The organism is Streptomyces sp. NPDC059355 (genome assembly GCF_042752335.1).
Taxonomy (GTDB): domain Bacteria; phylum Actinomycetota; class Actinomycetes; order Streptomycetales; family Streptomycetaceae; genus Streptomyces.
Genome location: NZ_JBHYXN010000035.1, coordinates 65,392 through 89,906, shown reverse-complemented (window position 1 = coordinate 89,906; position 24,515 = coordinate 65,392). Strand labels below are relative to the sequence as shown.

The window sequence follows — 24,515 nt, the reverse complement described above, 5'->3', positions numbered from 1 at the left end:
GTCATCTTCCTCTGCGGCAAGGGCTGTTCAGTCATGCCCGCAGGTCGGGTCCCTCGGGGGGGGCGCCCCCCCCCCGCCCGGCGGGCCCCCCCCCCCCCCGCGGGGAGGAGGGGGGCGCGCCCCCCCCCCCACCCCCCCCACAACCCCCCCCCCCCCGGCCCCGCGGGCGTTGGCGGGCCGGGGCCGGGGCGGGGGGGGGCCCGGGGGCCCCCCCCCCCGGCACCCCGACCCGTGACCTACAGGTTGCCCCGCTTCTCCTGCTCCCGCTCGATGGCCTCGAACAGCGCCTTGAAGTTGCCCTTGCCGAAGCCCATCGAGCCGTGGCGCTCGATGATCTCGAAGAACACCGTCGGACGGTCCTGCACCGGCTTGGTGAAGATCTGCAGCAGGTAGCCGTCCTCGTCGCGGTCGACGAGGATCTTCAGCTCGCGCAGGGTCTCCACCGGAACCCGCGTCTCGCCGGCCCACTCGCCGAGCGTGTCGTAGTACGAGTCCGGGGTGTCCAGGAAGGAGACGCCGGCCGCGCGCATCGACCGTACGGTCGCCACGATGTCGTTCGAGGCGAGCGCGATGTGCTGGACGCCGGCGCCGCCGTAGAACTCCAGGTACTCGTCGATCTGCGACTTCTTCTTCGCGATCGCCGGCTCGTTGATCGGGAACTTCACCTTGAGGGTGCCGTCCGCGACCACCTTCGACATCAGCGCCGAGTACTCGGTCGCGATGTCGTCGCCCACGAACTCCTTCATGTTCGTGAAGCCCATGACCTTGTTGTAGAACCCGACCCACTCGTTCATCCGGCCGAGCTCGACGTTGCCCACGCAGTGGTCGATGGCCTGGAAGGTGCGCTTGGCGGGGCCCTCGACCAGCGGGTCGACGGAGACGTAGCCCGGCAGGTAGGGGCCGGTGTAGTCCTTGCGCTCGACCAGCGTGTGGCGGGTCTGGCCGTACGTGGCGATGGCGGCGAGGACGACGGTGCCGTGCTCGTCCTTCACCTCGTACGGCTCGTCCAGGCCGCGCGCGCCGTGCTCGACGGCGAACGCGTACGCGGCCCGCGCGTCCGGAACCTCGATCGCGAGGTCGACGACGCCGTCGCCGTGGTCGGCGACGTGCTCGGCGAGGAAGCGGCCGTGGTCCGTCGTCGCCTTGATGACCGAGGTCAGGACGAAGCGCGCGGCGCCGTTGGTCAGGACGTAGCTGGCCGTCTCGCGAACGCCGTTCTCCGGTCCGGAGTAGGCGACGAGCTTCATGCCGAACGCGGTGGAGTAGTAGTGCGCGGCCTGCTTGGCGTTGCCCACGGCGAAGACGACCGCGTCCATTCCCTTCACCGGGAAGGGGTCGGCCTCACGCGCGGTGTGCGGGGCGGTCTCGAGGTTCACCAAAGACTCAGTCATGAGCGCAGAGTCCCGCCCTTCCACAAGCTGCGCAATAGTTTCCGTTTCCGCTGTACAGAGTGCCCAGCTCAGGCGCAGGATGACTGAGAGATCTGTGCAGTATGACCAGCCGATCGAGGGAAGGTTTCCATGGGCATCGACGAACTCGACGGCCGGCTCATCGTCCTGCTGGCGCGCGAGCCCCGGATCGGGGTCCTGGAGGCCTCGCGCCGCCTCGGCGTGGCCCGCGGCACCGTGCAGGCCCGCCTCGACCGGCTCCAGTCGAACGGGGTGATCCGCGGCTTCGGCCCGCAGGTGGACCCGGCGGCGCTCGGGTACCCGGTGACGGCGTTCGCGACGCTGGAGATCAAGCAGGGCCAGGGGGCCGACGTACGGGCGCACTTGAACGGAGTGCCGGAGGTGCTGGAGCTGCACACCACGACCGGTCAGGGGGACATGCTGTGCCGGCTCGTGGCCCGGTCCAACGCCGACCTGCAGCGGGTCATCGACCGGGTCGTCGGCTTCGGGGGGATCGTGCGCGCCTCGACGGCGATCGTCATGGAGAACCCGGTGCCGCTGCGGGTGATCCCGCTGGTGGAGCAGGCGGCCCAGGAGGGCTGATCCCGGGGGACGCGTTCCAAAGAACACGCTGCAAAGAAATCCTTGCATAGAAGTCTTTGCAACTCTACGGTTGGGCCATGCCCGAAGAGCCGAACCCCGAAGAGCCCAAGGTCCGCACCCTCGACGCCCGCTCCCTGCGCGGCCTCGCCCACCCGCTGCGCATCCGCATGCTGGCCACGCTGCGCCACGACGGACCGGCCACGGCCTCCCAACTGGCCGAGCGGCTCGGCGAGTCCAGCGGTTCCACCAGCTACCACCTGCGCCAGCTCGCCGCGCACGGCTTCGTCGAGGACGCGCCGGAGCACGGAAAGGGCCGCGAGCGCTGGTGGCGGGCCGCCCACGACGGCACCCGGTTCGACGAGAAGCTGCTGTACGACGAGGACCCGGCGACCCGCGGCGCGGCGGACCTCTTCCTGCACGAGATCGCGACGATCCACACGCAGGAGATGAGCACCTGGCTCGGCACGGCCCACAGCTGGTCCCAGGAGTGGCGGCGCGGCTCGGACATCAGCGACTTCACGCTGCGCCTGACCCCCGCGCAGAGCCTCGAACTCATCCACAAGATCCATGAGTTGATCGACAGCTACCGCGACCTGCCGCCCGCCGAGGGCACCGCGACGGTCCGCTTCCACACGCACGCGCTCCCGCGCACCGACGAGTAGTCCCGCTCCTTCCGCCCGCTCGCCCCAGCTCGCATTCCGAAGAAGGAGTCCTGCCGTGCACGCCTTCACGCCCGCCGAGATCCACCCCGGGGCGCACGCCGCCCGTACCGCCGAACCGGCCGTCGAGGCCGCCGCCCGGCGCCTCGTCCGCCACGTCGCCCCGGCCGCCGCCCAGACCGTCCCCGCCACCCAGGCCGTCCCCGCCGTCCCCGCCGCCCCCGCCCTGCGCAACCGGCTCGGCGGAGCCCTGGTCGGAGCCGGGATCCGGCTGACGCAGCCCGCGCACGTCCGTGCCCGGATCGCGCACGCCCCGCACGCCGCGCAGCTCCCGCACGCCGCATGAGCCGGCGGCCCTTCGCGGCGGTCCTGGCCGCCAACACCATCTCCATAGCCGGCAGTTCCGTCACCCTGATCGGCGTGCCGTGGTTCGTGCTCCAGACCACGGGCAGCGCCGGCCGGGCCGGGGTCGTCGCCTTCTGCGCCACCCTGCCCGTCGTCATCGCCGCGCTCGTCGGCGGCCCGGTCATCGACCGGATCGGCCGCCGCCGGGTCTCGGCCCTCTCCGACCTGGTGTGCGCCGTCTCGGTCGGCTCGATCCCGCTGCTGCACTACGCGGGCGTGCTGGAATTCTGGATGCTCTGCGCGCTGATGGCCGTCGGGGGCCTCGTCCACACGCCGGGCCTGACCGCCCGCGGCGTCCTGCTGCCGAACCTCGCCGAGCACGCCGGCACCCCGCTGACCCGGGCGGCGAGCCTGTACGACGCGGTGTCGCGCGGAGCGCGGATGATCGGGGCCGCGCTGGCCGGCGTACTGATCGCCTTCTTCGGCGCCGAGTCCGCCCTGCTGCTGGACGCGGCCACCTTCGCCGTCTCGGCACTGCTGGTCAGCGCCTTCCTGCGCGGGGTCCCCGCCGCCGAGCCGCAGCCGGCCGCCGGGAAGATCTCCTTCGCCGGCTACCGGGCCGAACTGGCCGAGGGCTGGACCTTCCTGACCCGCGCCCCGCTGCTGATGGGCATCACCCTGATGGTGATGATGACCAACGGCCTCGACCAGGGCTGGTCCGCCGTACTGCTCCCCGTACACGGCCGCGAGGCCCTCGGCGGCGCCACGGCCGTCGGCCTGCTCGTCTCCGTCTTCGGCGGCTTCGCCCTGCTGGGCGCCCTGCTCTACGGGGTGTGGGGCGAGCGGTTCCCCCGCAGAGCGGTGCTCACGGCGGCCTTCGTGCTGTGCGGTGCTCCCCGGTACGCGGTCGCCGCCTTCACCGACACCCCGCTGCCGCTCGCGGTGACGATGGCCCTGTCCGGGCTGGGTGCGGGCATGCTCAACCCGATCCTGACGACCGTGGTCTACGAGCGGATCCCCGAGGCGCTGCGCAGCCGCGTCTCGGGCGTGACCACGGCGGGCTGCGAGCTGACCATGCCGCTGGGCGGGCTCGCGGCGGGCCTGCTGGTCGACGGGTTCGGGCCGACGCGGACGCTGCTGCTGTTCGGCGGCACGTACCTGCTGGTCACGCTCTCCCCGCTGGTCTTCCCGGCCTGGCGCACGATGGAGCGCGCGGTGGAGGGCCCGGTGGAGAGCTTGGTGGAGAGCTTGGTGGAGAGCGGCTCCGCCGAGGTCAGCAGGACGGAACCGGCTCCCCTCGGGTCAGCGCACGCAGCGCCTGGACCGCGCCCGTCAGCGAACTGACGGGGACCAGCCGGAGCCCCTCGGGGAGTTCGGACTGCGCGTCGGAGCACTCCGCCTCCGGCACGAGGAACACGCTCGCCCCGTCGCGCCGCGCGGCCTGGGTCTTCAGGGCCACGCCGCCGACGGCGCCGACCTTGCCGTCCGCACTGATGGTGCCCGTACCGGCGATGGTGCGGCCGCCGGTGAGGTCGCCGCCGCTGCCGTCACCGTCGAGCTTGTCGATGATGCCGAGGGAGAAGAGCAGGCCGGCGCTGGGGCCTCCCACGTCGGCGAGGTTCAGCTGGACCTTCACGTCCTTCGGGTCCTTGTGGAGGAAGCCGAGGGCGGCCTGGGTGGCCGTGGACTGCGACGCGGCCATTTGCTCCAGGTTGTGCGCCTCGATCTCCTTGTCGCTTCCACCGGAGGGGTAGACCGCCTCCTTGGGCATGACCGCCCGGGTGCTGTCGAACCAGTCGTCGACGAGCTCGGGCAGGGTCACGGTGGTGGAGGGACCGGTGGCCTGGATGGTGGTCATCCGCAGCTGGCCGGTGGTCTGCCGGGTCGGGGCGCCCGTCACGGAGATGACCTGCTTCCCGTCGCGGTCGCCGAGCACGTCGGCCGTGAGGCCCGGCTGGGCGATCACGAAGGGCAGCGGCGCGAAGGCGGCGACGGCGAACAGCCCGAGCACGGGCACGGCGCAGACGGCCAGGGCGGCGGGACGCGGCAGACGTGTGAGGCGAGAGAGCACCCGGCCAATGTATCGGGCGCCCCCGCCGCCCCCGCGCCCCACCGTGCGGGACGCGGCGCGGCAGCCGCCTCCGGCACGGCGGGACGCGGCGGGGCGGCCGCCTCCACGTCTTCGGGGCGCACTGCGGGCACGCGCAGGAGCACCCGGTCCGGTGGTCCGGCCGGGTGTCGGCTCACGTCCCGTGCGCGAGGCTCAGCGCAGGGCGTCGGCCACCTCTCGGGCCGCGTCCACGACGCGCGGGCCGACCCGCTCGGGGACGGCGTCGGCCAGCATCACGACGCCCACGCTGCCCTCCAGCCCCGTGATGCCCACGAGGGGCGCTGCCGCCCCGCTGGCGCCCGCTTCGAGCTCCCCGTGGGTCAGCGTGTACCCGGGCTCGGTGAGCGTGCCCTGACGGGCGGCCAGAATGGCCCGCCCGGCCGCGCCCCGGTCCAGCGGGTGGCGGAAGCCGGCCCGGTAGGCCACGTGGTAGTCGGTCCAGGTTGGCTCGACGACGGCCACGGCGAGCGCCTCGGAACCGTCGACGAGGGTCAGGTGCGCGGTGGCGCCTATGTCCTCGGCGAGGGACCGCAGCGCGGGCAGGGCCGCCTCGCGGACGAGCGGATGCACCTGCCGTCCGAGCCGCAGTACGCCGAGCCCGACGCGGGCCCGGCCGCCGAGGTCGCGGCGGACCAGGGCGTGCTGCTCGAGGGTGGCCAGCAGGCGGTAGACCACGGTGCGGTTCACACCGAGGCGGTTGGAGAGCTCGGTGACGGTCAGACCGTGGTCGGTGTCGGCGAGCAGTTTGAGGACTCTGAGTCCTCGGTCCAGAGTCTGGGAGGTTTCCGCGGTCACGACGCCTCTCCCTCTCTCGGTGAGCGGCGGTGACTCTCGGGGTGTATGCGGCGCCGGTCCCACGGCGACGCACGAGAGGCCGCCGGTAGCGGCCATGGCACCGGCTGCGCTCCCGCGGCGGCTCTGCCACGGGGCGTTCGATGCGGGGACATTAGCGAGCGGGTCCGCTCAGCGGAAGGGCTCGTCCAGAATCCGGGCGCCAACTACCCCTTTGTGCCGGTTAACGATCGCCGGCGGAGTCGTTTCGTTACCTCGGCCGACCGGTGGAGCCTGTGCGATCCGCCGACGCGGATCGGGGGGTTGGGCGCCCCGGCGCCGCCGGAACGGCCCCGGGTCCGGACACGGAACGTGACGGCGCCCCCGTACGAAACTCCGCACGGCCCCCGTTCCCCGGTCCGTACGAACGGTGGCCGAGGGCACGGGAAGCCGTGGATGGAGGAACGGGGGTACGGGGGTACGGGGGTACGGCGGAGTGGACGGAGGAACGGGGTCACCGCATCCGGGTGGCCCACTCCTGCACCTTCTTGATCCGCTCCCGCAGCTGCCCCGCCGTCGCCTCCGCGCTCGGCGGCCCGCCGCACACGCGCCGCAGCTCGGTGTGGATCACCCCGTGCGGCTTGCCGCTCTGGTGGACGTACGCGCCCACCATCGTGTTCAGCGATTTCCGCAGCTCCAGCAGCTCCTTGTGCGAGACCACCGGGCGCCGCTCGGCCGGCAGCTCCAGCAGGTCCGCCTCGGAGTCCGGCTTGCGGCGGCTGTGCGCGATCTGGCGCGACTGCCGCTTCTGGAGCAGCATCTGCACCTGGTCCGGCTCCAGCAGCCCCGGGATGCCGAGGTAGTCCTGCTCCTCCTCGCTGCCCGGGTGCGCCTGCATGCCGAACTCGGCGCCGTCGTAGAGCACCCGGTCGAAGACGGCGTCGGACTCCAGCGCCTCGAAGGACATCTGCTCGTCCTCGCCGGTGTCCTCGTCCTCCTGCCGGTTCGCCTCGTCCATCTCCTTCTCGGACTCGGCGTACGGGTCCTCCTCGCCCTTCTTCTTGGGCTTGTCGAGGACGTGGTCGCGTTCGACCTCCATCTCGTTGGCGAAGCCGAGGAGATAGGGAATGGTCGGGAGGAACACGGAAGCCGTCTCGCCGCGCCTGCGCGACCGCACGAAACGTCCGACGGCCTGGGCGAAGAACAGCGGGGTCGAGATCGTCGTCGCGTACACGCCCACCGCGAGGCGCGGTACGTCGACGCCCTCGGACACCATCCGGACGGCGACCATCCAGCGGTCGTCGTTCGCGCTGAAGGTGTCGATGTTCTTCGAGGCGCCGGTGTCGTCGGAGAGGACGAGGGTGGCCTTGGTGCCGGTGATCTCGCGGATCAGCTTGGCGTACGCGCGCGCCGAGTCCTGGTCGGAGGCGATGACGAGCCCGCCCGCGTCCGGGATGCCCTTGCGGACCTCGGTCAGCCGCTGGTCGGCGGCGCGCAGGACGTTCGGCATCCAGTCGCCCCGTGCGTCCAGCGCCGTGCGCCAGGCCTGGGAGATGGCGTCCTTGGTCATCGGCTCGCCGAGGCGGGCGGCGATCTCGTCGCCGGCCTTGGTGCGCCAGCGCATGTTGCCGCTGTAGGACAGGAAGATCACGGGCCGGACGACGCCGTCGCCCAGCGCGTTCCCGTACCCGTAGGTGTAGTCGGCGGAAGACCGCCGGATCCCGTCGTTCCCTTCCTCGTACGTGACGAAGGGGATGGGGTTGGTGTCGGACCGGAAGGGCGTACCGGTCAGCGCGAGCCGCCGGGTCGCCGGGTCGAAGGCCTCCAGGCAGGCCTCGCCCCAGGACTTCGAGTCACCGGCGTGGTGGATCTCGTCGAGGATGACCAGGGTCTTGCGCTGCTCGCAGCGGTTGCGGTGCAGCATCGGCCGCACGCCCACGCCCGCGTACGTGACGGCGACCCCGTGGTAGTCCTTGCTCAGCGGTCCGGCGGAGTACTCCGGGTCCAGCCGGATGCCTATCCGGGCGGCGGCCTCGGCCCACTGCTTCTTCAGGTGCTCGGTCGGCGCGACGACGGTCACCTGCTGCACGACGTGGTGGTGCAGCAGCCAGGACGCCAGCGTCAGCGCGAAGGTCGTCTTGCCCGCGCCGGGCGTGGCGACCGCGAGGAAGTCGCGGGGCTGGGTCTGGATGTACCGGTCCAGTGCACCCTGCTGCCAGGCGCGCAGCTTGCTGGCGGTACCCCAGGGGGCACGGCCGGGGAAGGCGGGTGAGAGGTGGTGGGAGGCGGTAGTAGTCACGGTCTCCGGTTCGGCTCTCGGCGGCGGTCGTACGTAGGACAACCGGGCCACCTTACCGGGGCCGACCGGCCCCTCGGGGAGGGACAGGCCCGTGACCTCGGCGGGTGCGGCGAGCGTCACATCCGGCGCAACCGCTCGGCGATGCGGGCGACATCGGACTCGTGGCCGGCGGCGACATCGATGACCAGGTCGTACGCGGTGTCCTGGTCGACGTCGGCGAGGTCGGTGCCGTTCACGGCGAGGAAGGTCGCGGCGGCGAGCCAGGCCGTCCGCTTGTTCCCGTCGACGAGGGGGTGGTTGGTCGCGATCCCGTGCAGCAGGGCGGCGGCCTGCTCGTACGGGTCCTCGTACGCGGGCGTCCCGAACATGCGCGCCCGCGGCCGGTGGACGGCGGACTCCAGCAGCCCGGGAGCGCGCAGCTCGACGCTCTGCTCCAGGCAGGCGAGCCGGGCCAGGTCGAGCACCTCGGCGAGGGTCAGATGCCGCGCACCCGTCCCGGCGCTCCCGCTTCCGCTTCCGCCCCCGCTTCCGCCCCTGCTCACGCTCACGCTCACGCTGCTGCTCCCGCTCTTGCTCCTGCTCTCGCTTCCGCTCACCGGCCGAGCCGCTTCAGCAGCGCGTCGTGCCGCTGCGCCAGCCGCGCGGCCTCGCCCGCGACCCGCGCCCGCTCGTCCCGCAGGTACCGCAGCACGGCGTCCCGCGCCACGTCTTCGGGGGCCCGCCCGCTCGCGTCGGCGAGGTCGGCGAGGTCGGCCCGGTCACCACCCTCAAGCCGAATGATCAAGCTCTCCATCCCCGCAGCGTACGCACCGGCTCCCCCGCCCCTCACCACCTTTTCGGGCCCGGCCGTGCAGGTCCGGCCCCGCCCGGGGCCCGGACTCCGGGCGGCTCACGCCTGCGCGGCCACCGGCTCCGGCCCGACCGCGTACAGCCGGGTCGCGACCCACGCCCCCACCAGCGCCACACAGGCCATCGGCAGGAAGACGACGACGAACGCGGCGGGGTGCGAACCCGCGGCCGCACCCTCCGCGGCGACGGCATGCGCGGCCCCCACCGCTCCCCCGCCCAGCGCGGCGAACGCCGCACCCCCCGCCGCCAGCAGCACCACGTTGGCCAGCGCGTCCGAGATCTGCAGCGCGGCGGAATTGGCCCCCGCCTCCTCCGGCGCCGACAACTCCAGCAGCAGCACGCTCGTCGAAGCGGTCACCAGCCCCATCCCCAGGCAGCCCACGGCCCAGGCGGCGGCCAGCGTCCACACCGGCACGGACTCGATCAGCACCGCCGGGGCCGCCGCGATGGCGAAGGCCACCAGCACCATCCCCGCCACCATGAGCCGCTCCCGGTAGGGCGCCATCCGCCCCTTCGACTGCAGCCACGAGCCGCCCGCCCAGGTCACCCCGCCCGCCGCCAGCGAGAACCCGGCCAGCGTCGGGCTCAGCCCCCGCTGGGTGACCAGCATCAGCGGCACGAAGCTCTCCGCCGCGATGAACGACCCCGCCCCCACCCCGCGCAGCAGCACCACCGAGGGCAGCCCGCGCCGGGCCAGGTACGTACCGCGCGGCAGCAGCCCCCGTACGGCCGGCACCAGCAGCGCCGCCCCCGCGGCGGCCGGCAGCAGCGACAGCCACCTCAGGTCCTGGGCGGCGTACTGCAGCAGCGCCGCCCCGGCGGAGATCCCGAACGCCAGCCGGATCCGCCGCCGGTCGAGGGCGGCGGGCGGCGCGTCGGGATCGACGGGCCCGGACGCGGTGCGCCGTATGGCGGGCAGGGCGACGACGAGCGGTACGACCACGAGGACCGGTATCCCGACGAACACCCAGCGCCAGCCGAGGTGCTCGGTCACGGCCCCCGAGACCAGCGGCCCGACGACGGACGGCACCACCCAGCTCGCCGCGAAGGCCGCCATGATCGCGGGCCGCAGCCGCTCCTCGTAGGCCCGGCTCACCACCACGTACAGCGCGACGATGACCAGCCCGCCCCCGAACCCCTGCACGGCCCGCCCGAGCACGAACACCCACATGGCTCCGGCGGTCCCGGCGAGCAGGAGCCCGGCGGCGAAGGCGGCGATACCGACGGCCAGGGGCCAGAGCGGCCCCTTCCTGTCGGCCCACTGCCCGGACAGCACCATGCCGAAGAGGCTGGTGGTGAAGTAGGCGGAGAAGGCGAAGGCGTAGAGCCCGATCCCGTCGTGCTCGCGCGCGGCGACGGGCATGGCCGTCCCGACGGCGGTCGCCTCGAAGGCGATGAGGAAGACGACGGAGATGATCCCCGTGCTGAGCGCCCGGTACGCGGACCCCAGAATCCCGCCGGCCGGCTCGGCCGGGACCGGCTCACTGCGCTGCGACACACGGGGTTCAAGGGCACTCATCGCCCCAGAGTAAGCCCCACTCCCCAGCTACGCCCCTGTCAATTGGACCTATCCCCCCTGGTCCCCCAGACCTAGGCCCCGCGCCCTGTGAACGCAGCATGGCGATCACGTTGCACCCCCCGCGCCCACCTTCCCCACCCCGACCGGCAGCCCGTACGGTCACATCCAGAACCACCCCACAGCCGTGTGCCCGAGTGGTTGAGGGACTCGCCTGCAAAGCGAGGCACGCGGGTTCAATTCCCGCCACGGCTTCTCCCGAAGGCCGCTCAGAACTGCTCTGAGCGGCCTTCTCTCTGCCGTCCGGCAGCATTACGTCAAGACGACGGGAGTGCAGAGGCCCCGTCGGGCAGTCCGCCACCGTCCTCACACCCCAGCTCCTTGGCGATCGCGACCGCGGCGGAGTGGGCGAGGACGAGGTAGTCCTCACCCAGCACTGCGTCTCCCCTGCTGCTGCGAGACTTGTCCGTATAGAAGGCCGTGATGCGCAGCGGCACGTCGCGTGTGGACCCGACGCGGGTACTCACACAGTCGAAGGCCACGCCTCGCTCCTTGTCGGCGCGCGTCACCCGGACACCCGTCCGGTCACTTCCCGGCGCGCTGTCGTTCCCGCGCTTGGCTACGAGGCGAATCTCGCCGACCCGCTTCCCCCCGCCCACGGTTCCGGTGACCGTGCACGCCGGAGCGGCGGCCTCCCCGTCCTTCGGCCCCGCGCGGTAGAACTCCTCCAGAGCCTTGCCCATCGCCGTGACGCCGACGGTCTGCGCATTGTCGTTGACCAGATGCGAGGACTGCAGCACCTCCGTGAGGGCCTGGCCGGCGGCATCCGTGATCAACCCTGGGCACGCCTGGGTCGGATCCACTTCCGGCGGCTTCGCCGAGAGCGACGCCTTGGGCTCGGGATTCGAGGTGTTGCATCCTGCGACCAGGGTCACGAGCACCGCGAGTACCGCAACGGGGGCGGCGGAAGCCGTCAGAGCGCGCACTTCAGCTCCTCGTGAGGGAACTCCTGGTCGTCCTCGGTCAGCCGAACGTACACGGACATCAGGATGTCCCCTTCGAGCTGTCCACCAAGTCACGGCCGACCGAATGGCCGACGGCCGATTCCTTGGACGCCACACCCGCGAGGGTGTCGATCTCCTTCTCGGACAGACCCGAGCCGGCAGCCGCGTGCAGCACGGCTCTCCTGGCCGCATCGCTCGTGTGGCCTTCGGCATCCGCGTACATCTTCGACACAGCCGCTTCGGTGTTGCCGGTCCTCTCCTTGCCCTTCTCCTTGGCGTCCTCGACGAAGATCTCGGTGACGTCCTCCTGGACCCATTCCACGACGTCACCAGCGACCGGCACCATTTCGAGGTACTTGCCACCGACGGCCGAAACACCGCGGTTGATCCACTTGGCGCCGTCCTCCACGCCCTTCACGTACTCCTCGTTCGTGTGGGCGGTCTCGGCGTGCATGTTCTGGGCGCGCGCTTCCGTCAGCATGCCCGCGATCTGGCCACCGGGCTGCACGGCGTTCTCCACGGCCGCGTCCAGGAGGTCGTTGTCGCCGCGATGCTGGACCACGTCGGTGATGAGGACCCCTGTGAACGCCTGGTTGGCGTTCGTGATGGCACCGTAGGCGCCCGGATCCTGGCCGACCGCCCCGAGGAACCGGGACATCGTCGCCTTGTTGAACTCGGCCATGTCCCCCGTGACCTTGATCTGGTTCCCGCCGTTCTCGGCGGACGCCTGGAGGTCTGGGATGTATTCCGCCGCCATGTTGCCGAAGTGCCCCGCCATGGCGCCCAGCCTCGGCTTCTTGTCCTCGTCGTCCGGGTCCTGCGCCACCAGGGACGGGTCGTCGCCGATCTTCTCGACGACGCGTTCCATGATCGACGTCATGTCCTTGGTGTGGGGGACGGGCTTCGCGTCCTCGTCGCCCGGTACGCGGCCCGAGACGGCCGCTTCGAGGGCGCCGCCGAGGGCCTCCTGGGCCGGGCCCGCTTCGCCGTAGGGGTGGCTGGGCGTCCGGTCGAAGGCGTCGGCCCACGACTCCTTGTCGAGCATGTAGTCGACCATGCCCTGAGCCTTGCCGTGCTGGCCTGCCACGACCTTGTCGGCCGTCGTGACGATGCCGTCGCCGTTGCTGTCCTGGCGGACCGGCTCGTTGAAGAAGGCCGTCGCCGCGTCCGGGTTGTGGGCCATCGCGTCCATCAGGCCCGTCAGCGGGTAGAAGCCGCGGCTGCCGTCCTTGCCCTGGCTGAGCACCGTCTTCGGGTCGTACGGAGCGCCGTGCTCCCAGGCCTTCGGGTTCTCGCGGTCGAACGCGACCATGTCCCGGCCGACCGAGGTCAGGAAGTCCTTGTCGTACTTGCCCTCGTGGAGCAGCGCGCCCAGCGCCTGGTAACCGTAGATCTTGCTGGTCAGATCTCCGGTGACCTGCATCTCCTTGCGGCCGGCCTTCATCAGACCGGTCGTCCACGCCGCGTCCAGATGGTGCGGCGAGCCCTTCTGCGTGGCGAGCCCCAGCATCGCGCCCATGTCGTTCTGGATGTTGCCGACCATCGCCAGGCGGTCCTTGCCGGCCTCGCCCAGGGTCGAGGCGTCGATGGACAGCTTCGCGTACGCCTCGAGCGTGCCGTCGGGGCCGAGCTTGCGGTAGAAGTCCGTCGAGAAGTCGGCCTCGCCGCGGTTGTCGTCGAGCAGGTCCTCCAGCTCGCGCAAGGCCTCGGGGTTGCGGGCCACGCTGCCCTGCTCCTTGCTGAGCTTCTTCATCAGCTCGGCCGCCCGGTCGGCCTGTTCGCCGTCCAGGGTGGTGTACTTCGGCGCGGTGAAGTCGTGGTCGTCCGGGACGTTCGCGCGCAGTGCGCGGACCAGGGAGTCGTCGGCGTCCGCACAGTCCTCGACGAGCCGGTCCACCCTCGCCTGCCAGGCTTTGCGGTTCTCCTCCTGCTTGCGCCTGAACTCGGGGTAGTCCGGGTCGTGCCGGGCCGCGTACTCGGTCTTCGCGTCCATCGGAACGATCGAGACCTTGCCGGCCGCGTCCACGCGGAACCCGGCGGCCGGGACCTCCTCGTCGGCGGCCTTCTTGAGTGCGTCCCGGGCCGTCTTGAGGGTGGTGTGGCCGTCGCTGAGGAGCTGGTGGACGCCCTTGGCCTCCTTGGCCGCGTCCTCGAACTCCTTGGCCGTCTTGTCGACGAACGCCCGCCCGACGCCCGCGGTGACCCCGCTCCACTCGGCCTTGTCAGCCTTGGCCTTCATGCCGTTGCGAGCGGCCTCGGCCATCTCGTCCAGCTTGTCGGCCATGGCCTTCCAGTCCGTGACCGCCGTCTGGAGCTTGTCCAGGGGTGCGTTCATCACGTTCTCGTACGTCAGCATGGGAGCGCCGCCTACTTGAGGTACTTGTCGATCGCGGACGTGGTGAAGTCGGCGTGCAGCTGCTGCTCGTCCATGGCGTGGGACTTGACCGAGTAGTTCAGGCCGTTCGAGATGTTCGCGCAGGCGGCCACGAGGGTCTTCACCTGGCTCTCCCACGTGGTGTTGAGCTTCAGCAGCGCCGCGCCGCTGGCGAAGCCCTCCTTCGTGAGCGCTCCGGCGGCCTCGCCGGTGGCGGTGGCGGCGTGCTTGCCGTCCGTCTGGAGGCGCGAGTGCAGCTTGTACGCCTCGGTGCCGATGGCGCCGATGTGGTCCTGGTTGAGCTCCAGGTCCCCGCCGCCACCGCCACCGGGCTCGACCGGTACGTGGTTGAGCCGCATGGAGACGTTGGCAGTGGCCGTGGCGCGCGCCGCCGACCATTCCTCGTCGAACGACATCGCGTGCTTTCCTCCTTGTGTCACATCAGCCTCTAACACGCTGATGTGTGCATGTGGTTACGGCCCCGGCCACGATCAGGCAGGCTCCCATCCCGAGGACGACCCAGGGAAGGAGCCTGTCGTTGCCCGTCGTGTTCTGTACGTGCGACGCGGGTACCGGGGCCGGTACGGGTCCGGACCGGCCCGGGGCTGGAGATGGTAGCCCGTCGGCCGCGGCGAGGTCGGGGAGCGGGTGGATATCCGCGGGGCCGGGGTCACCGGGGGTGGTCAGCGCTTTGACGGGGCTGACCACTCCGTAGCCGAGACGGTCGTTGCGCCGGACGCCGTGGACGGGGTCCGGCCTTTCAGCCGTGTTCAGCAGGACGCGGAGTATCTGGTTACCGGTCCAGTCGGGGTGGGCGGACCAGAGCAGGGCGGCGGAGGCGGAGACGAGGGCGGTGGCGTCGCTGGTGCCGTGGCTGACGCAGAGACCGGGGCCGGGGTCGGGGTCGGGGTCGGGGTCGATGTCGGGGTCCGACTCGGCCTCGGAGTCGGACTCGGCCCCGGACTCGGATTCATCGGCGCAGCCGGTGGCGATGTCGACACCGGGGGCTGACAGGTCCACCTGAGGGCCGTGCTGGGACTCCTGGGTCGCGGCGCCGCCCGGGTCGACGGCGGAGACGCCGACCACTCCGGGTGCACCCGAGGGGTACATGACCTCGTTGGGCCCGTCCCCGTCGTTGCCGACGGAGGAGAAGACGAGCTTGCCGTGGTCCAGGGCGTACCGGACGGCGGCGTCGAGTTCCGCGCTCCTGCCCGGTCCGCCGAAGGAGATGTTCAAGACCTTGGCTTCCGAGTCCGCGGCGAAGCGGATCGCCTCGGCGATCGACTGATGGAGGCGGAGGTTCCCGCCGCCCTCGGAGACCCGGAGCGGAAGAATCTTGGCCCCGGGGGCCAGCCCGAACGCCCCGCCGCCGCCTGACGGACGCTTGCCCGTGCCGGCGATCAGGGCGGCGATGCCGGTGCCGTGATCGCCGTAGTCGGTGCGTTCGTCGCCCTCGTAACCGTGGGAGAAGTCCTTGCCCCGAACCACTTGGCCGTCGAGCTCGGGGATCCTGGCGACGCCGGTGTCGATGACGGCGACGGTGACGCCTTGGCCGGTACCGAGTCTCCAGATGTCCCGGGCCTTCATGGCATCGAGATGCCACTGCTCCGGCCGAGCCGTGTGGGCGTGGGCGGCCGGGGCCGCGGCGACCCCGGCCAGCAGGAGGCCGACCAGGGCCGAGGTCGTCCGACGCGGCCGCACGGACCGCCGTCAGGCGTTCCTGCGCCGCACGACGACGGCCGTCACGGCTCCGCCGATGAGCACGCAGGCCCCGAGCCCGAGCCCGATCCAGAGGACGGGACTTCCGCCATCCTTCTTGGCCTCTGCCGGCGCCTGGGGCGCGCCGGACTCGGGCTTCTTGCCGTCGGCCGACGGGGAGGGCGCGTTCTTCGCGTCCGCCGCAGCGAGGTCAGGAAGCGGATACACATCGGCGGGGCCGGGGTCACCGGGCGTAGGCACGGCGATCCGAGGCCGCACCGCGCCGTAGCCGACGTAGTCGTTCCGCGGAACGCCATCGGGCTTGCCCGCCGTGTTCAGCAGGACCCGGAGTACCTGGTTGTTGGTCCAGTCGGGGTGGAGGGACCAGAGCAGCGCGGCGGAGGCGGATGTGAGGGCGGTCGCGTCACTCGTGCCGTGGCTGTTGCAGAGACCTGTGCCGCCGTTACATCCGGTGACGATGTTGATGCCGGGGGCGGACAAGTCCACAAACGCATTGTGCTGAGATTCGCTAGTCGCAACCCCATCAGAATCGACGGCAGAAACGCCTACGACACCAGGCGTAGCTGCTGGGTAATAGACCGCATCACTACTATCGTTTCCGATCCCTGCAAAAATCAGCTTCCCTTTACCCAGCGCATACTTGACAGCATCCGCAAGCTCCTTGGAATCCGGCCATCCGATCAGCGAGATGTTGAGCACCTTGGCATCCGAATCCGCAGCGTACCGGATGGCATTGACCAGGGTCTTGTCTTTGGAAATTCCATTCCCATGAAGGTCGACCCTGAGGGGCAAGATCTTCACATCCGGCGCCAAGCCGAAGGCGCTCGCGACCCCACCTGGACCTTTCCCGTTTCCCGCGATAATCGCAGCCATGGTCGTGCCGTGATTGTCGTAATCAGTCCGTTCGTCACCCGCGATGCTTTCGGGGGCGAAGTTCTTACCGGCGAGAACCTGGCCCTCAAGCTCAGGGATTCGAGCAACACCTGTGTCGATAACAGCGACGGTGACGCCCTTACCCGTGCTGATCTTCCAGATGTCATCGGCCTTCATGGCGTCGAGATGCCACTGCTTGGACCGGACCGTCTCCGCGTGGGCCGGGGTCGCGGCGACCCCGGCCAGCAGGAGGCCGACCAGGGCCGCGGTCGCCTTACGCATGCGCATCCCGTACAACGTCCGTTCTATTCAGTCGATCACCGGCGGAACAACGCGGTCGTTGCTCTGCCAGGTCTCTTCATCTTCGGCCAGGTAGTCGGGGCGCTCGCCACCCTGCTGGTCACGCCGGTCGCCAGGGGCGTGGACGCCCGCACCCGCGTGCCCCATGGCCCCGCGGGCCGAACCGGCCCCGGAGCCATTGCGTACGAGCCCCGAGCCGCCCTGCGTGAACGGCTGGCCTCCCGCGGTCGGACGACCGATTGGGGCGGACTGGCGGCCGCCGACGACACCGCCGGGCTCCATGGCGAGCCGACGACCCATCGCGGAACCACCCGGGCCGCCGCCGTGGGGGCCGCCCACGCCGGGATGCATTCCGCCGCCCATCCCACGGCCGAGTCCCTGCTGGCCGCCGCCTTCCTGGCCGATGACCGTGCCACGTGGGATGCCAGCACTTGGTCCATTGGTAGTCACCGGCCGACCGCCCACGATTCCCGTGTCGCGCGGCAGCAGGCCGCCAGTGCCACCGGCCTTGCCGAGGGGAGGCGTCGTGACCTGGAACTTACCGCCGGGTCCGCCGCCGGCCGGGCTCGGCGTACCGATGGGCGGGAGGGCGACAGGGGGTGTGAAGACCGGAGGGGTGCCGCCAGTGGTCGGACTCGGCCCGGGAACAGTAGGCAGTCCCGTGACCGGAGGCAGGGTGGTCTTGTCGGGAAGCGTCGAAACGTGGTTGAGGTCCACGTTGACGTCCTGATCCGGAAGCCTTGGCACTGGTGTTGTGGGCCCGGTCGGCGATGGAAGGGTGGTGTCCGGCTGATGACCAGACACCCAGCCCGGATCGCTCGAGCCGCCCCCACGCGGTGGGGAGGAAGCGCCCGAGCCGGAAGGCCCAACAGAACTGCCGCTGTCACGCGCAATGTAGGTGTCATCGCCGACCGCCGATGGCGGGAGAAAATCCCCCGGCGGCAGCGGGAACGTCGGGATTTCCGCCTTGCCCATCTGCGTCGTCGACTGGTCGTACGAGCCGGCCAGCTTCGTCAGGGCGTCGACCGCCTTCTGGTGGTCGCCGTTCAGCTTCGCGTGGGCCTCCTGGCCCATCTTCTGGGAGTCCGGGTCGTTGTGGAAGTCATGGGCCGCCTTGAGGTTGGCCGCGGCGTCCGCGTCGTACGCCGGCATGTTCTTCTTGACCTCGACCATGGTCTGCGCGGCCTCGGTCATCCACTTGCCGCCGGCCTCGCTGTAGTCGCCCAGCCGCAGCGTCGCGCTGCCCGTCTGGCCGATCCAGCTCTCGAAGGCCGTGGCAGCCTCGCCCTCCCAGCCCTTCACGCGGTGCTTCTTGAGGCTCTCGCCGATCTCCTTGATCGTCTTGGCCGCCTCCGTCAGCTGCGTGCCGCGGGTCTTGACCGTCTCCGCATCAAGCGAAGCGATCATGGCAAGCAGCTGCTGGTGCGTGTAGCCCTCGAAGTTCGTCGCCATCAGAGCTTGCTCCTCCCGTCCTTGCGCTCGCCCGTCGGAGACGGCTGCGCGGCCTTCTCCTTTTCCTTCTCCTTCACCAGCGGGTCGCGGTCAGCAACGTAGTCCTTCTTCGCCTGGGCGATGATGGCGCGCATCCGCGCCTCCGTCTCCGCGTCGACCCCGCCGTAGCCCTTGCCCGCCGTCAGGATCGCGATACCCAGGGCCTCGATCTGCCCCGCCAGGCCCTTCGACAGGTTCTGCAGCTGCGTGTGCACCGTCGAGTACGTCTTGTGGAGGGCTTCCGCCTCTCCGAAGCCGTGACCCAACGCCCCATCGGGCAGCGTGCCGTGGGCCAGCTTCCTGTTGTCCGCCTGGGAGCCGTCCAGCTTGCCCAGGAGGTCGTCGACCCGGTTCTTGAAGTCCTTCATCGACTCGAACTCGACCTCGAGCGCCCTCGCCTGCGTCATGATCGCGTCCGCCAGGCCCGTGCTGAGGCCGCCCAGCCCCCCGAGCCCGTCCGGTGCCTGCTCTGCCACGATGGCCTCCCCGACTCCCCGTAATCCCCGGGGTCGCGGCGTTGCCGCCGCGGCCCCTCCCCGTTCGCACCCGTTCAATCGCGCACGTAATACGTCTTCCCGATCACTCTAGCGACCGGTACCGACAGTCCCAACCTCGGGGTTGCACGTGCAATGCGGGTCACACGGTCACGAGTTGGGCGTCGCGACCGCCGCCGACGGCCGGATCGGGAGCCTGTTCACCGGGCGGCCCGTGGCCGCGCGTACCGCCGAGGCTACCGCCGCCGGGGCCGTCACCACAGGGATCGCGCTCGCCGCCTTCGCCCCGAACGGGGCCACCACGTCACGCTCTTCGACCAGTTTGACGATCCGGACCACCGGCGCGTCCAGCGACGTCGGCAGCGCGTAGCCCGTCAGGTCGGGGTGGCGGACCAAGCCCGACACCGAGCGGAGGTTCTCGCTCAGCGCCGCGCCCACGCCCTGCGTGACGCCCGCTTCGATACGGGCCTCCAGCTGGCGGGGGTTGAGGATGCGGCCCACGTCCTGGGCGACCGCCAGTTCGACCACCCGCACCGAGCCGAGCTCGATGTCCACGTCGACCACCGCGCGGATCGCGCAGAACGCGAGGCCCACGAACGCGTCGCCCTGGCCGTCGCCGTCCAGGGGCTCCGTCGGGTGGGGGCGGCACTGGGCCGTCGCCCAGAGTTCCTTGCCCGCCATCGCCTCCGCGACCGTCGTCGAGAACGCGCCGTCGTAGGACGTGATCCGGCCGCCCTGGATCTGGAGGAGCTCCGTCGACATGCCCAGCTTGTGGGCCATCGGCTGGAGGAGCTGGGTGCGGACCATCTTCGCCGCGCGCTCCACCGCGCCACCCGAGACCCACGTGTGGCGGCCGTGCGCGGCCGGGCCCGCCGGCGGCTGGTCCGTGTCGACCGGGGCCGTCACCACCTCGTCCACGCCCAGGATCTCCTGGACGATCTGGCGGGCGAGCGTGGAGAAGCCCTGGCCGGTGTCGACGGCGGCGCAGATCACCGTCGCCACCCCGTCGACGACCTTGACCGTCGCCGTCGAGACCTCGTCGGTGCCCTCCGCGCCGAGCATGTGGACCATGCCCACGCCGTATCCGACCCCGCGCCGCACCGCGCCCGGCTCGCCCGCGCCCTCCGGGCCGCCCGGCAGCAGCCACTCCTCCTCCGGGGTGTCCTTCGGGAGGGAGGGCAGCTCGAAGTCCCGGACCGCGCGCAGCAGTTCTGCCACCGGTGCCGGGCACGTCACCGTCTGGCCCGTGGGCAGCAGGTCGCCCGTCGCCAGTACGTTGCGCAGGCGCAGCTCCGCGCCGTCGATGCCGAGGGCGGCAGCGAGCTTGTCCATCTGGCCCTCGTACGCGGCGCAGACCTGCATCGCGCCCTCGCCCCGTACGTGGCCGGACGGCGGGTTGTTCGTACGGACCGCCCAGCCCTCGACGAAGGCGTGCGGGACCACGTACGGGCCGCACGCGAACGCCACCGCCGCCGCCAGGGACTCGGAGGACGAGTCGGCGTACGCGCCCGCGTCCATCAGGATCTGGGCCTCGACCTTGACCAGCCGGCCCTCCGCGTCCGCGTGGTGGCGGTAGCGCAGCAGCGTCGGGTGGCGGTGGGTGTGGCCGAGGAAGGACTCCTCGCGGGTGGCGGCCAGCTTGACCGGGTAGCCGGTGCGCAGGGCCAGGAGGCCGAGGGGCAGTTGGAAGGCCGCGTCCTCGCGGTCGGCCGTCGCGCCCGGGACGCCGGTCACCACGACCCGCACCCGGTCGGGTTCCAGGCCGAAGCAGGCGGCCGCCAGGTCGCGGTCCAGGTGCGGGTCGGTGGAGGCGGTGTAGATCTCGACGCCGCCGTCGGGCCGCGGCACGGCCAGCCCGGCCTCGGCGCCGATGGGCGCGGGGTCCTGGCGGCCGATCCGGTACAGGCCCTCGACGACGACCTCGCCGGTGGCTTCCGGGTCGCCGTAGCGGAGCGGGATGTGCCGGATCAGGTTGCCGTCGGGGTGCAGGGCGGGGGCCCCGAATGACTGCTCGGGGTCCGTCACCGCGTCGAGCAGCTCGTACTCGACGGCGATCGCGGCGGCGGCGAGGCGGGCGGTGTCCGGGTGGTCGGCGGCGACGGCGGCGATGGGCTCGCCGTGGTGGCGTACGACGTCGTGGGCGAAGACGGGCCGGTCGGCGATGCGGCGGCCGTGCGTGGTGGCGCCGGGGACGTCGGCGTGGGTGACGACGGCGCGCACGCCGGGCATGGCGGCGGCCGCGGAGGTGTCGATGGAGAGGATGCGGGCGTGGGCGTGCGGGGAGCGCAGGACGGCGGCCCACAGGAGGCCCTCGGCCCACAGGTCGGCGGCGTAGGGGAAAGTGCCCTCGCTCTTGGCGCGCGTGTCGGCGGCGGGCACGGAGGCCCCGATGCCGCGCGGCACCTCCTGCTCGCCCGCCTCGGGCGGCGCGGCGGCCGAGGCGCCCGCGGAGACCGATACCGTCGTCGTGGCCGTGGCCGCGTCGTGCCCGCTCACGCCATGCCTCCGTTGTGGTGGATCCCGCCCTCGCCGGGCGGCGCCTGGTGCGGAATACGCGCCTCCGCACTGGAGCCGCTCCCGGCCCCGGGCGCGTCGGCCGCGGCCGACGACTCGCGCTCGGCGACGACCTCGCGCACGGCCTCGATGACGCCGTTGTACCCGGAGCAGCGGCACAGGTTCCCGCACAGGGCCTGCCGCGTCTCCAGCTCGCTGGGGGCGTGGTTGCCCTCCAGCAGGTCATGGATGGTCATGGCCATGCCGGGCACGCAGAACCCGCACTGCACCGCACCCGACCTGCACAACGCCTGCTGCACGTCCGAGAGTTCCCCGCCCGCGGCGAGCCCCTCCACGGTCCGCACCTCGCTGCTCGCCGCGGTCGCGGCCGGGACCAGGCAGGAGGCGACGAGCCGGCCGTCGACCTGCACCGCGCACGCCCCGCACTCGCCCTGCGAGCAGCCGTCCTTGGCGCCGGCGAGGCCGAGGCGCTCGCGCAGCACGTAGAGCAGGGACTCGCCGATCCACGCGCCGGTGACGGGCCGGTCGGCGCCGTTGACGCGCAGGACGTAGGAAGCCAGCGGGTGCTCGTGATGGGCGACGGCCTCGGCTGTCGCGTTTTCTTCGTACGTCGCCACCTCGGCCGGGAAACCTTCGGGGGTTCCCCCGTCCGGCGTCGCCCCGGCGATGTCCGCGGTGCCCGCACCCGGCGCAGGCGTACCCGTGCCTTCGCCCGCCCCGAACCCACGCCCGTCCGTCCCGAACCCACGTCCGTCGGTCCCGAACCCACGCCCGTCCGTACCGGCCGGCTCCGCGGCGGGCTCGGCCGTGAACCCGTGCTCACCGCCCGTCCCGGGCTCCACCCCGGCACGGCCGTGGCCGGATGCCGTGAACCCGTGCCCGTCGGTGTCCCCGTGCTCCGCGAAGCCACCGCCACCGCCACCGCCACCGACCCCGGGACCGCCCGACAGCACGTACTCGGCGGCCGCGACGGGCGTCGCCTCGCGCTCCGGCACCCGCTCCGCGTCCACGCGGGCAGGAGCCGCCACCTCGGCGGCCTCCGCCCCCGGATGCGGCCGTTCCACCGTGACCGGGGCCGACGCCGGGCCATGGGCGGCCTCGATGTCGTGCGGGGCCGGCCGGACCGGCTCCGGCTCCGCCGCCTCCGGGAGGGGGGCGCCCACGCCGGGCCCGCCCAGGACGCGGGGGCCTCGCCCGGAGCCGCCGACGCCGGGTCCGCCGAGCCGCCGCAGGCCCGCGCCCGAGGTGGTGGTGTCCGCCGCGTCGGGGCGCGCCTCGGGCAGCACCCCCGAGCTCATGACCGAACCCGGGCCCGCGTCCGCCAGCGGAAGCGAGGCCGCCGCGGCCTCGAAGCCGGGATGGGTGGCCCACGGGGCCGCCGCGCCGCCGGGCAGCGTCGCCGGGGCCTGGCTCCAGTCGGCCGCCGGGGCGCTGTGGTGGAACCCGTCGGTCTCCTCGGGCAGTTCCGGGAGGGTCCACTGGCCGGTGGTGACGGGCTCGGAGTCCTGGACCGCCTCCGGGAACCGCCACTCGGCGGTGGCACCGGAATCGTGCGCGCCCTCGGCCGAAGCCGGCGCGGGGCCCGCGGCCGGGCCGGCCGTCCGGCCCGAGACCCGAACGGAATCCTGCCCCGCGCCCTCGAACACCGCCGCCACCGACGCCGGAAGCGGGATCGAGGCCGGAATCGGCCCCCCGACCGGCGCGGGCGCGGGTGCGGGCGCGTGGGCGGAGGCAGCCGCCGCCCCCGCCTCCGGCCACTGCGCGGGCAACGTCCACGTCCCCGTGGCCGCCGGATCCGCGCTCGCGGAGCCCAGCGGCACGATCATCGGCGGCGGCACGTAGCCGTGGCCGGGCGCCGCGAGCGGCTCACCGGTGCCGAGCGCGTCCAGCATGTCCTGCGGCAGCTTCACGAAGGCCGTCGCGTCGGAGTCGTACTCGCCGCCCTGCGGGACCGGCTCCCAGCCCCAGCTCGTGCCGGTGTGGCCCGCGGGACCCGCGTCCTCCGTCGTTCCGCTCACGTTCTCGTTCCCACTCATGAGCTCAGCGCCCTCCCCAGGGCCCTCCGTGCCAGCACGGCTACCGTCCGCCGCAGATGCAGTACCCCGGGGGCCACGGGCTCCCCCTGGTCGGGGACGCAGGCGGCGGCGACGTACTCGCCGAACGCCTCCAGCGCCTCGGGGGCCAGGGTCCGCCCCCCGTCCCAGTCGATCAGCGAGGCCACCCACTGCTCGGCCTCCAGCGGCCGCAGCGGCATGGGCGCGACGGCACCGATCGCACAGCGCACACCGCGGCGCGCCGGATCCAGTACGAGCCCCACGGACGCCACCGCGCGCCCCGGGCCCGTACGCCCCGTGGCCTTCAGGAAGACCTGCGGCGCGTGCAGCAGCGGCACCCGTACGAAGCCGATCAGCTCACCGGGCCGCAGCATCTCGCGGCCTGCCAGCAGGTGCGAGACCGGGATCTCCCGGCGCGAGCCGCCCGGGCCGTGGATGACGAGGACGGCCTCCAGCGCGGCCAGTACGGGCAGTGCGTCGCCCGTCGGCGCCGCGGTGGCGATGTTGCCGCCGAGGGTGCCCGCGTTACGGATCTGCGGGGGCCCGGCGGCCCGCGCGGCCGCCGCCAGCGCGGGGATCAGAGCGGCGAAATCCGGCCGTCCCATCCGCGCGTGGGTGAGCCCGGCGCCGAGCAGCGCGTGCCCGTCCTGGTACTGCCAGCCGCGGATCTCGTTGATCCGGCCCAGGCCGACGAGCGCGGCGGGCCGCAGCAGCCCGGCGTTGACGGAGGCCATGAGGTCGGTGCCGCCGGCGACGGGCACGGCGGCGGGCATGGCTGCGAGTGCCGCCACGGCCTCGTCGAGCGAGGCCGGCAGCGTCACGGACTGCGCCGCCTGCGGCCCCTGAGATGAATGCAGTGCATGCGGTGCGTGCGTGGTCAACCCAGCTGCCCCTTCCCGATGTCCCGGTCCCGGCGCTCACGCCTGTCCGCCGTACGGTACGTCCTCACCGCCGGGACGTGGCAACTCTGGCACATCTTCCCCGCCGCCCGGCGCGAGGGTCCGGCGGGCGCCCCTTGACGCTTCCGGATGTCCGGTTTTCCCCGTATTCACCGAATCGACCTAATCAACTCGGATCCGCCGAATCCCCCGAAATCGAGCAAGAGTTCCAGACCGTCCCAAGAACGAAGGACGTCCTGGAACCCTCGGGAGT

21 protein-coding genes and 1 tRNA gene are annotated in these 24,515 nt (G+C 72.1%); 5 read left to right on the top strand and 17 right to left on the bottom strand.

The features are described 5' to 3' along the window. Positions 1 to 236 precede the first annotated feature (236 nt). Complete coding sequence (gene hppD / locus ACFXGI_RS28215; RefSeq protein WP_384712305.1) at positions 237 to 1,391, bottom strand: 4-hydroxyphenylpyruvate dioxygenase; 1,155 nt, start codon at positions 1,389 to 1,391, stop codon at positions 237 to 239. 129 nt (positions 1,392 to 1,520) lie between these two features. On the opposite strand from hppD, the gene ACFXGI_RS28210 reads away from it, so the two are divergent. From ACFXGI_RS28210 to ACFXGI_RS28195, 4 genes are all read left to right on the top strand, one after another. Further along, positions 1,521 to 1,991: an Lrp/AsnC family transcriptional regulator gene (locus ACFXGI_RS28210; RefSeq protein ID WP_384712302.1), complete on the top strand. Its 471-nt coding sequence runs from the start codon at positions 1,521 to 1,523 to the stop codon at positions 1,989 to 1,991. Between the two features lie 77 nt (positions 1,992 to 2,068). Continuing rightward, positions 2,069 to 2,653: an ArsR/SmtB family transcription factor gene (locus ACFXGI_RS28205; protein WP_384712299.1), complete on the top strand. Its 585-nt coding sequence runs from the start codon at positions 2,069 to 2,071 to the stop codon at positions 2,651 to 2,653. A 55-nt stretch (positions 2,654 to 2,708) separates the two neighbouring features. After that, positions 2,709 to 2,996 carry a hypothetical protein gene (locus ACFXGI_RS28200; protein ID WP_384712296.1) on the top strand — a complete coding sequence of 96 codons (288 nt, stop codon included), beginning with the start codon at positions 2,709 to 2,711 and terminating at the stop codon, positions 2,994 to 2,996. After that, positions 2,993 to 4,339, top strand: a complete 1,347-nt coding sequence (locus ACFXGI_RS28195) for an MFS transporter (RefSeq protein ID WP_384712293.1) — start codon at positions 2,993 to 2,995, stop codon at positions 4,337 to 4,339. Before ACFXGI_RS28200 ends, ACFXGI_RS28195 begins: the two co-directional genes overlap by 4 nt. On the opposite strand, the gene ACFXGI_RS28190 is transcribed toward ACFXGI_RS28195, so the two are convergent. The 6 genes from ACFXGI_RS28190 to ACFXGI_RS28165 all read right to left on the bottom strand — a co-directional run bounded on the left by ACFXGI_RS28190 (position 4,269) and on the right by ACFXGI_RS28165 (position 10,543). Continuing rightward, positions 4,269 to 5,066 (bottom strand): PDZ domain-containing protein, encoded by a 798-nt coding sequence (locus ACFXGI_RS28190; protein WP_384712290.1) that lies wholly within the window; start codon positions 5,064 to 5,066, stop codon positions 4,269 to 4,271. The genes ACFXGI_RS28195 and ACFXGI_RS28190 overlap by 71 nt on opposite strands. A 192-nt stretch (positions 5,067 to 5,258) precedes the next feature. Then, complete coding sequence (locus ACFXGI_RS28185; protein WP_030866567.1) at positions 5,259 to 5,900, bottom strand: IclR family transcriptional regulator; 642 nt, start codon at positions 5,898 to 5,900, stop codon at positions 5,259 to 5,261. A 490-nt stretch (positions 5,901 to 6,390) separates the two neighbouring features. Next, the gene (locus ACFXGI_RS28180; protein WP_384712321.1) at positions 6,391 to 8,175 is read right to left on the bottom strand and encodes a DEAD/DEAH box helicase; all 1,785 of its coding nucleotides are present in this window, start codon (positions 8,173 to 8,175) and stop codon (positions 6,391 to 6,393) included. Positions 8,176 to 8,291: 116 nt separating this feature from the next. Beyond that, positions 8,292 to 8,717 (bottom strand): type II toxin-antitoxin system death-on-curing family toxin, encoded by a 426-nt coding sequence (locus tag ACFXGI_RS28175; protein WP_384712319.1) that lies wholly within the window; start codon positions 8,715 to 8,717, stop codon positions 8,292 to 8,294. Positions 8,718 to 8,767: 50 nt separating this feature from the next. Next, complete coding sequence (locus tag ACFXGI_RS28170) at positions 8,768 to 8,968, bottom strand: hypothetical protein (RefSeq protein ID WP_384712286.1); 201 nt, start codon at positions 8,966 to 8,968, stop codon at positions 8,768 to 8,770. Positions 8,969 to 9,064: 96 nt separating this feature from the next. Continuing rightward, on the bottom strand, positions 9,065 to 10,543 hold the full coding sequence (locus tag ACFXGI_RS28165; protein WP_384712283.1) for an MFS transporter: 1,479 nt from the start codon (positions 10,541 to 10,543) through the stop codon (positions 9,065 to 9,067). Between the two features lie 180 nt (positions 10,544 to 10,723). Between ACFXGI_RS28165 and ACFXGI_RS28160 the strand changes: the two genes are divergently transcribed. After that, positions 10,724 to 10,795: transfer RNA gene (locus ACFXGI_RS28160), tRNA-Cys, on the top strand. Positions 10,796 to 10,857: 62 nt separating this feature from the next. Here ACFXGI_RS28160 and ACFXGI_RS28155 read toward each other — a convergent pair. The 10 genes from ACFXGI_RS28155 to ACFXGI_RS28110 all read right to left on the bottom strand — a co-directional run bounded on the left by ACFXGI_RS28155 (position 10,858) and on the right by ACFXGI_RS28110 (position 24,244). Further along, complete coding sequence (locus ACFXGI_RS28155; RefSeq protein WP_384712280.1) at positions 10,858 to 11,526, bottom strand: hypothetical protein; 669 nt, start codon at positions 11,524 to 11,526, stop codon at positions 10,858 to 10,860. Between the two features lie 58 nt (positions 11,527 to 11,584). Next, on the bottom strand, positions 11,585 to 13,900 hold the full coding sequence (locus tag ACFXGI_RS28150) for a hypothetical protein (protein WP_384712277.1): 2,316 nt from the start codon (positions 13,898 to 13,900) through the stop codon (positions 11,585 to 11,587). An 11-nt stretch (positions 13,901 to 13,911) separates the two neighbouring features. Beyond that, positions 13,912 to 14,334, bottom strand: a complete 423-nt coding sequence (locus ACFXGI_RS28145) for a hypothetical protein (protein WP_384712274.1) — start codon at positions 14,332 to 14,334, stop codon at positions 13,912 to 13,914. Positions 14,335 to 14,359: 25 nt separating this feature from the next. Next, positions 14,360 to 15,619, bottom strand: coding sequence for a S8 family serine peptidase (locus ACFXGI_RS28140; protein WP_384712271.1), 1,260 nt, complete (start codon positions 15,617 to 15,619; stop codon positions 14,360 to 14,362). Positions 15,620 to 15,628: 9 nt separating this feature from the next. Further along, positions 15,629 to 16,798 (bottom strand): type VII secretion-associated serine protease mycosin, encoded by a 1,170-nt coding sequence (gene mycP / locus ACFXGI_RS28135; protein ID WP_384712268.1) that lies wholly within the window; start codon positions 16,796 to 16,798, stop codon positions 15,629 to 15,631. 21 nt (positions 16,799 to 16,819) lie between these two features. Further along, the gene (locus ACFXGI_RS28130; RefSeq protein WP_384712265.1) at positions 16,820 to 18,262 is read right to left on the bottom strand and encodes a WXG100 family type VII secretion target; all 1,443 of its coding nucleotides are present in this window, start codon (positions 18,260 to 18,262) and stop codon (positions 16,820 to 16,822) included. Continuing rightward, entirely contained in the window at positions 18,262 to 18,777 is a 516-nt protein-coding gene (locus tag ACFXGI_RS28125; RefSeq protein WP_384712262.1) for a hypothetical protein, read from the bottom strand. Before ACFXGI_RS28125 ends, ACFXGI_RS28130 begins: the two co-directional genes overlap by 1 nt. 168 nt (positions 18,778 to 18,945) lie before the next feature. Continuing rightward, on the bottom strand, positions 18,946 to 21,291 hold the full coding sequence (locus ACFXGI_RS28120; RefSeq protein WP_384712259.1) for a xanthine dehydrogenase family protein molybdopterin-binding subunit: 2,346 nt from the start codon (positions 21,289 to 21,291) through the stop codon (positions 18,946 to 18,948). Then, a complete protein-coding gene (locus tag ACFXGI_RS28115) occupies positions 21,288 to 23,327 on the bottom strand; it encodes a 2Fe-2S iron-sulfur cluster-binding protein (protein ID WP_384712256.1) in 2,040 nt (679 codons plus the stop codon). The genes ACFXGI_RS28120 and ACFXGI_RS28115 overlap by 4 nt, the downstream gene beginning before the upstream one ends. Before the next feature lie 14 nt (positions 23,328 to 23,341). Continuing rightward, on the bottom strand, positions 23,342 to 24,244 hold the full coding sequence (locus ACFXGI_RS28110) for an FAD binding domain-containing protein (protein WP_051805698.1): 903 nt from the start codon (positions 24,242 to 24,244) through the stop codon (positions 23,342 to 23,344). Positions 24,245 to 24,515: the final 271 nt, after the last annotated feature.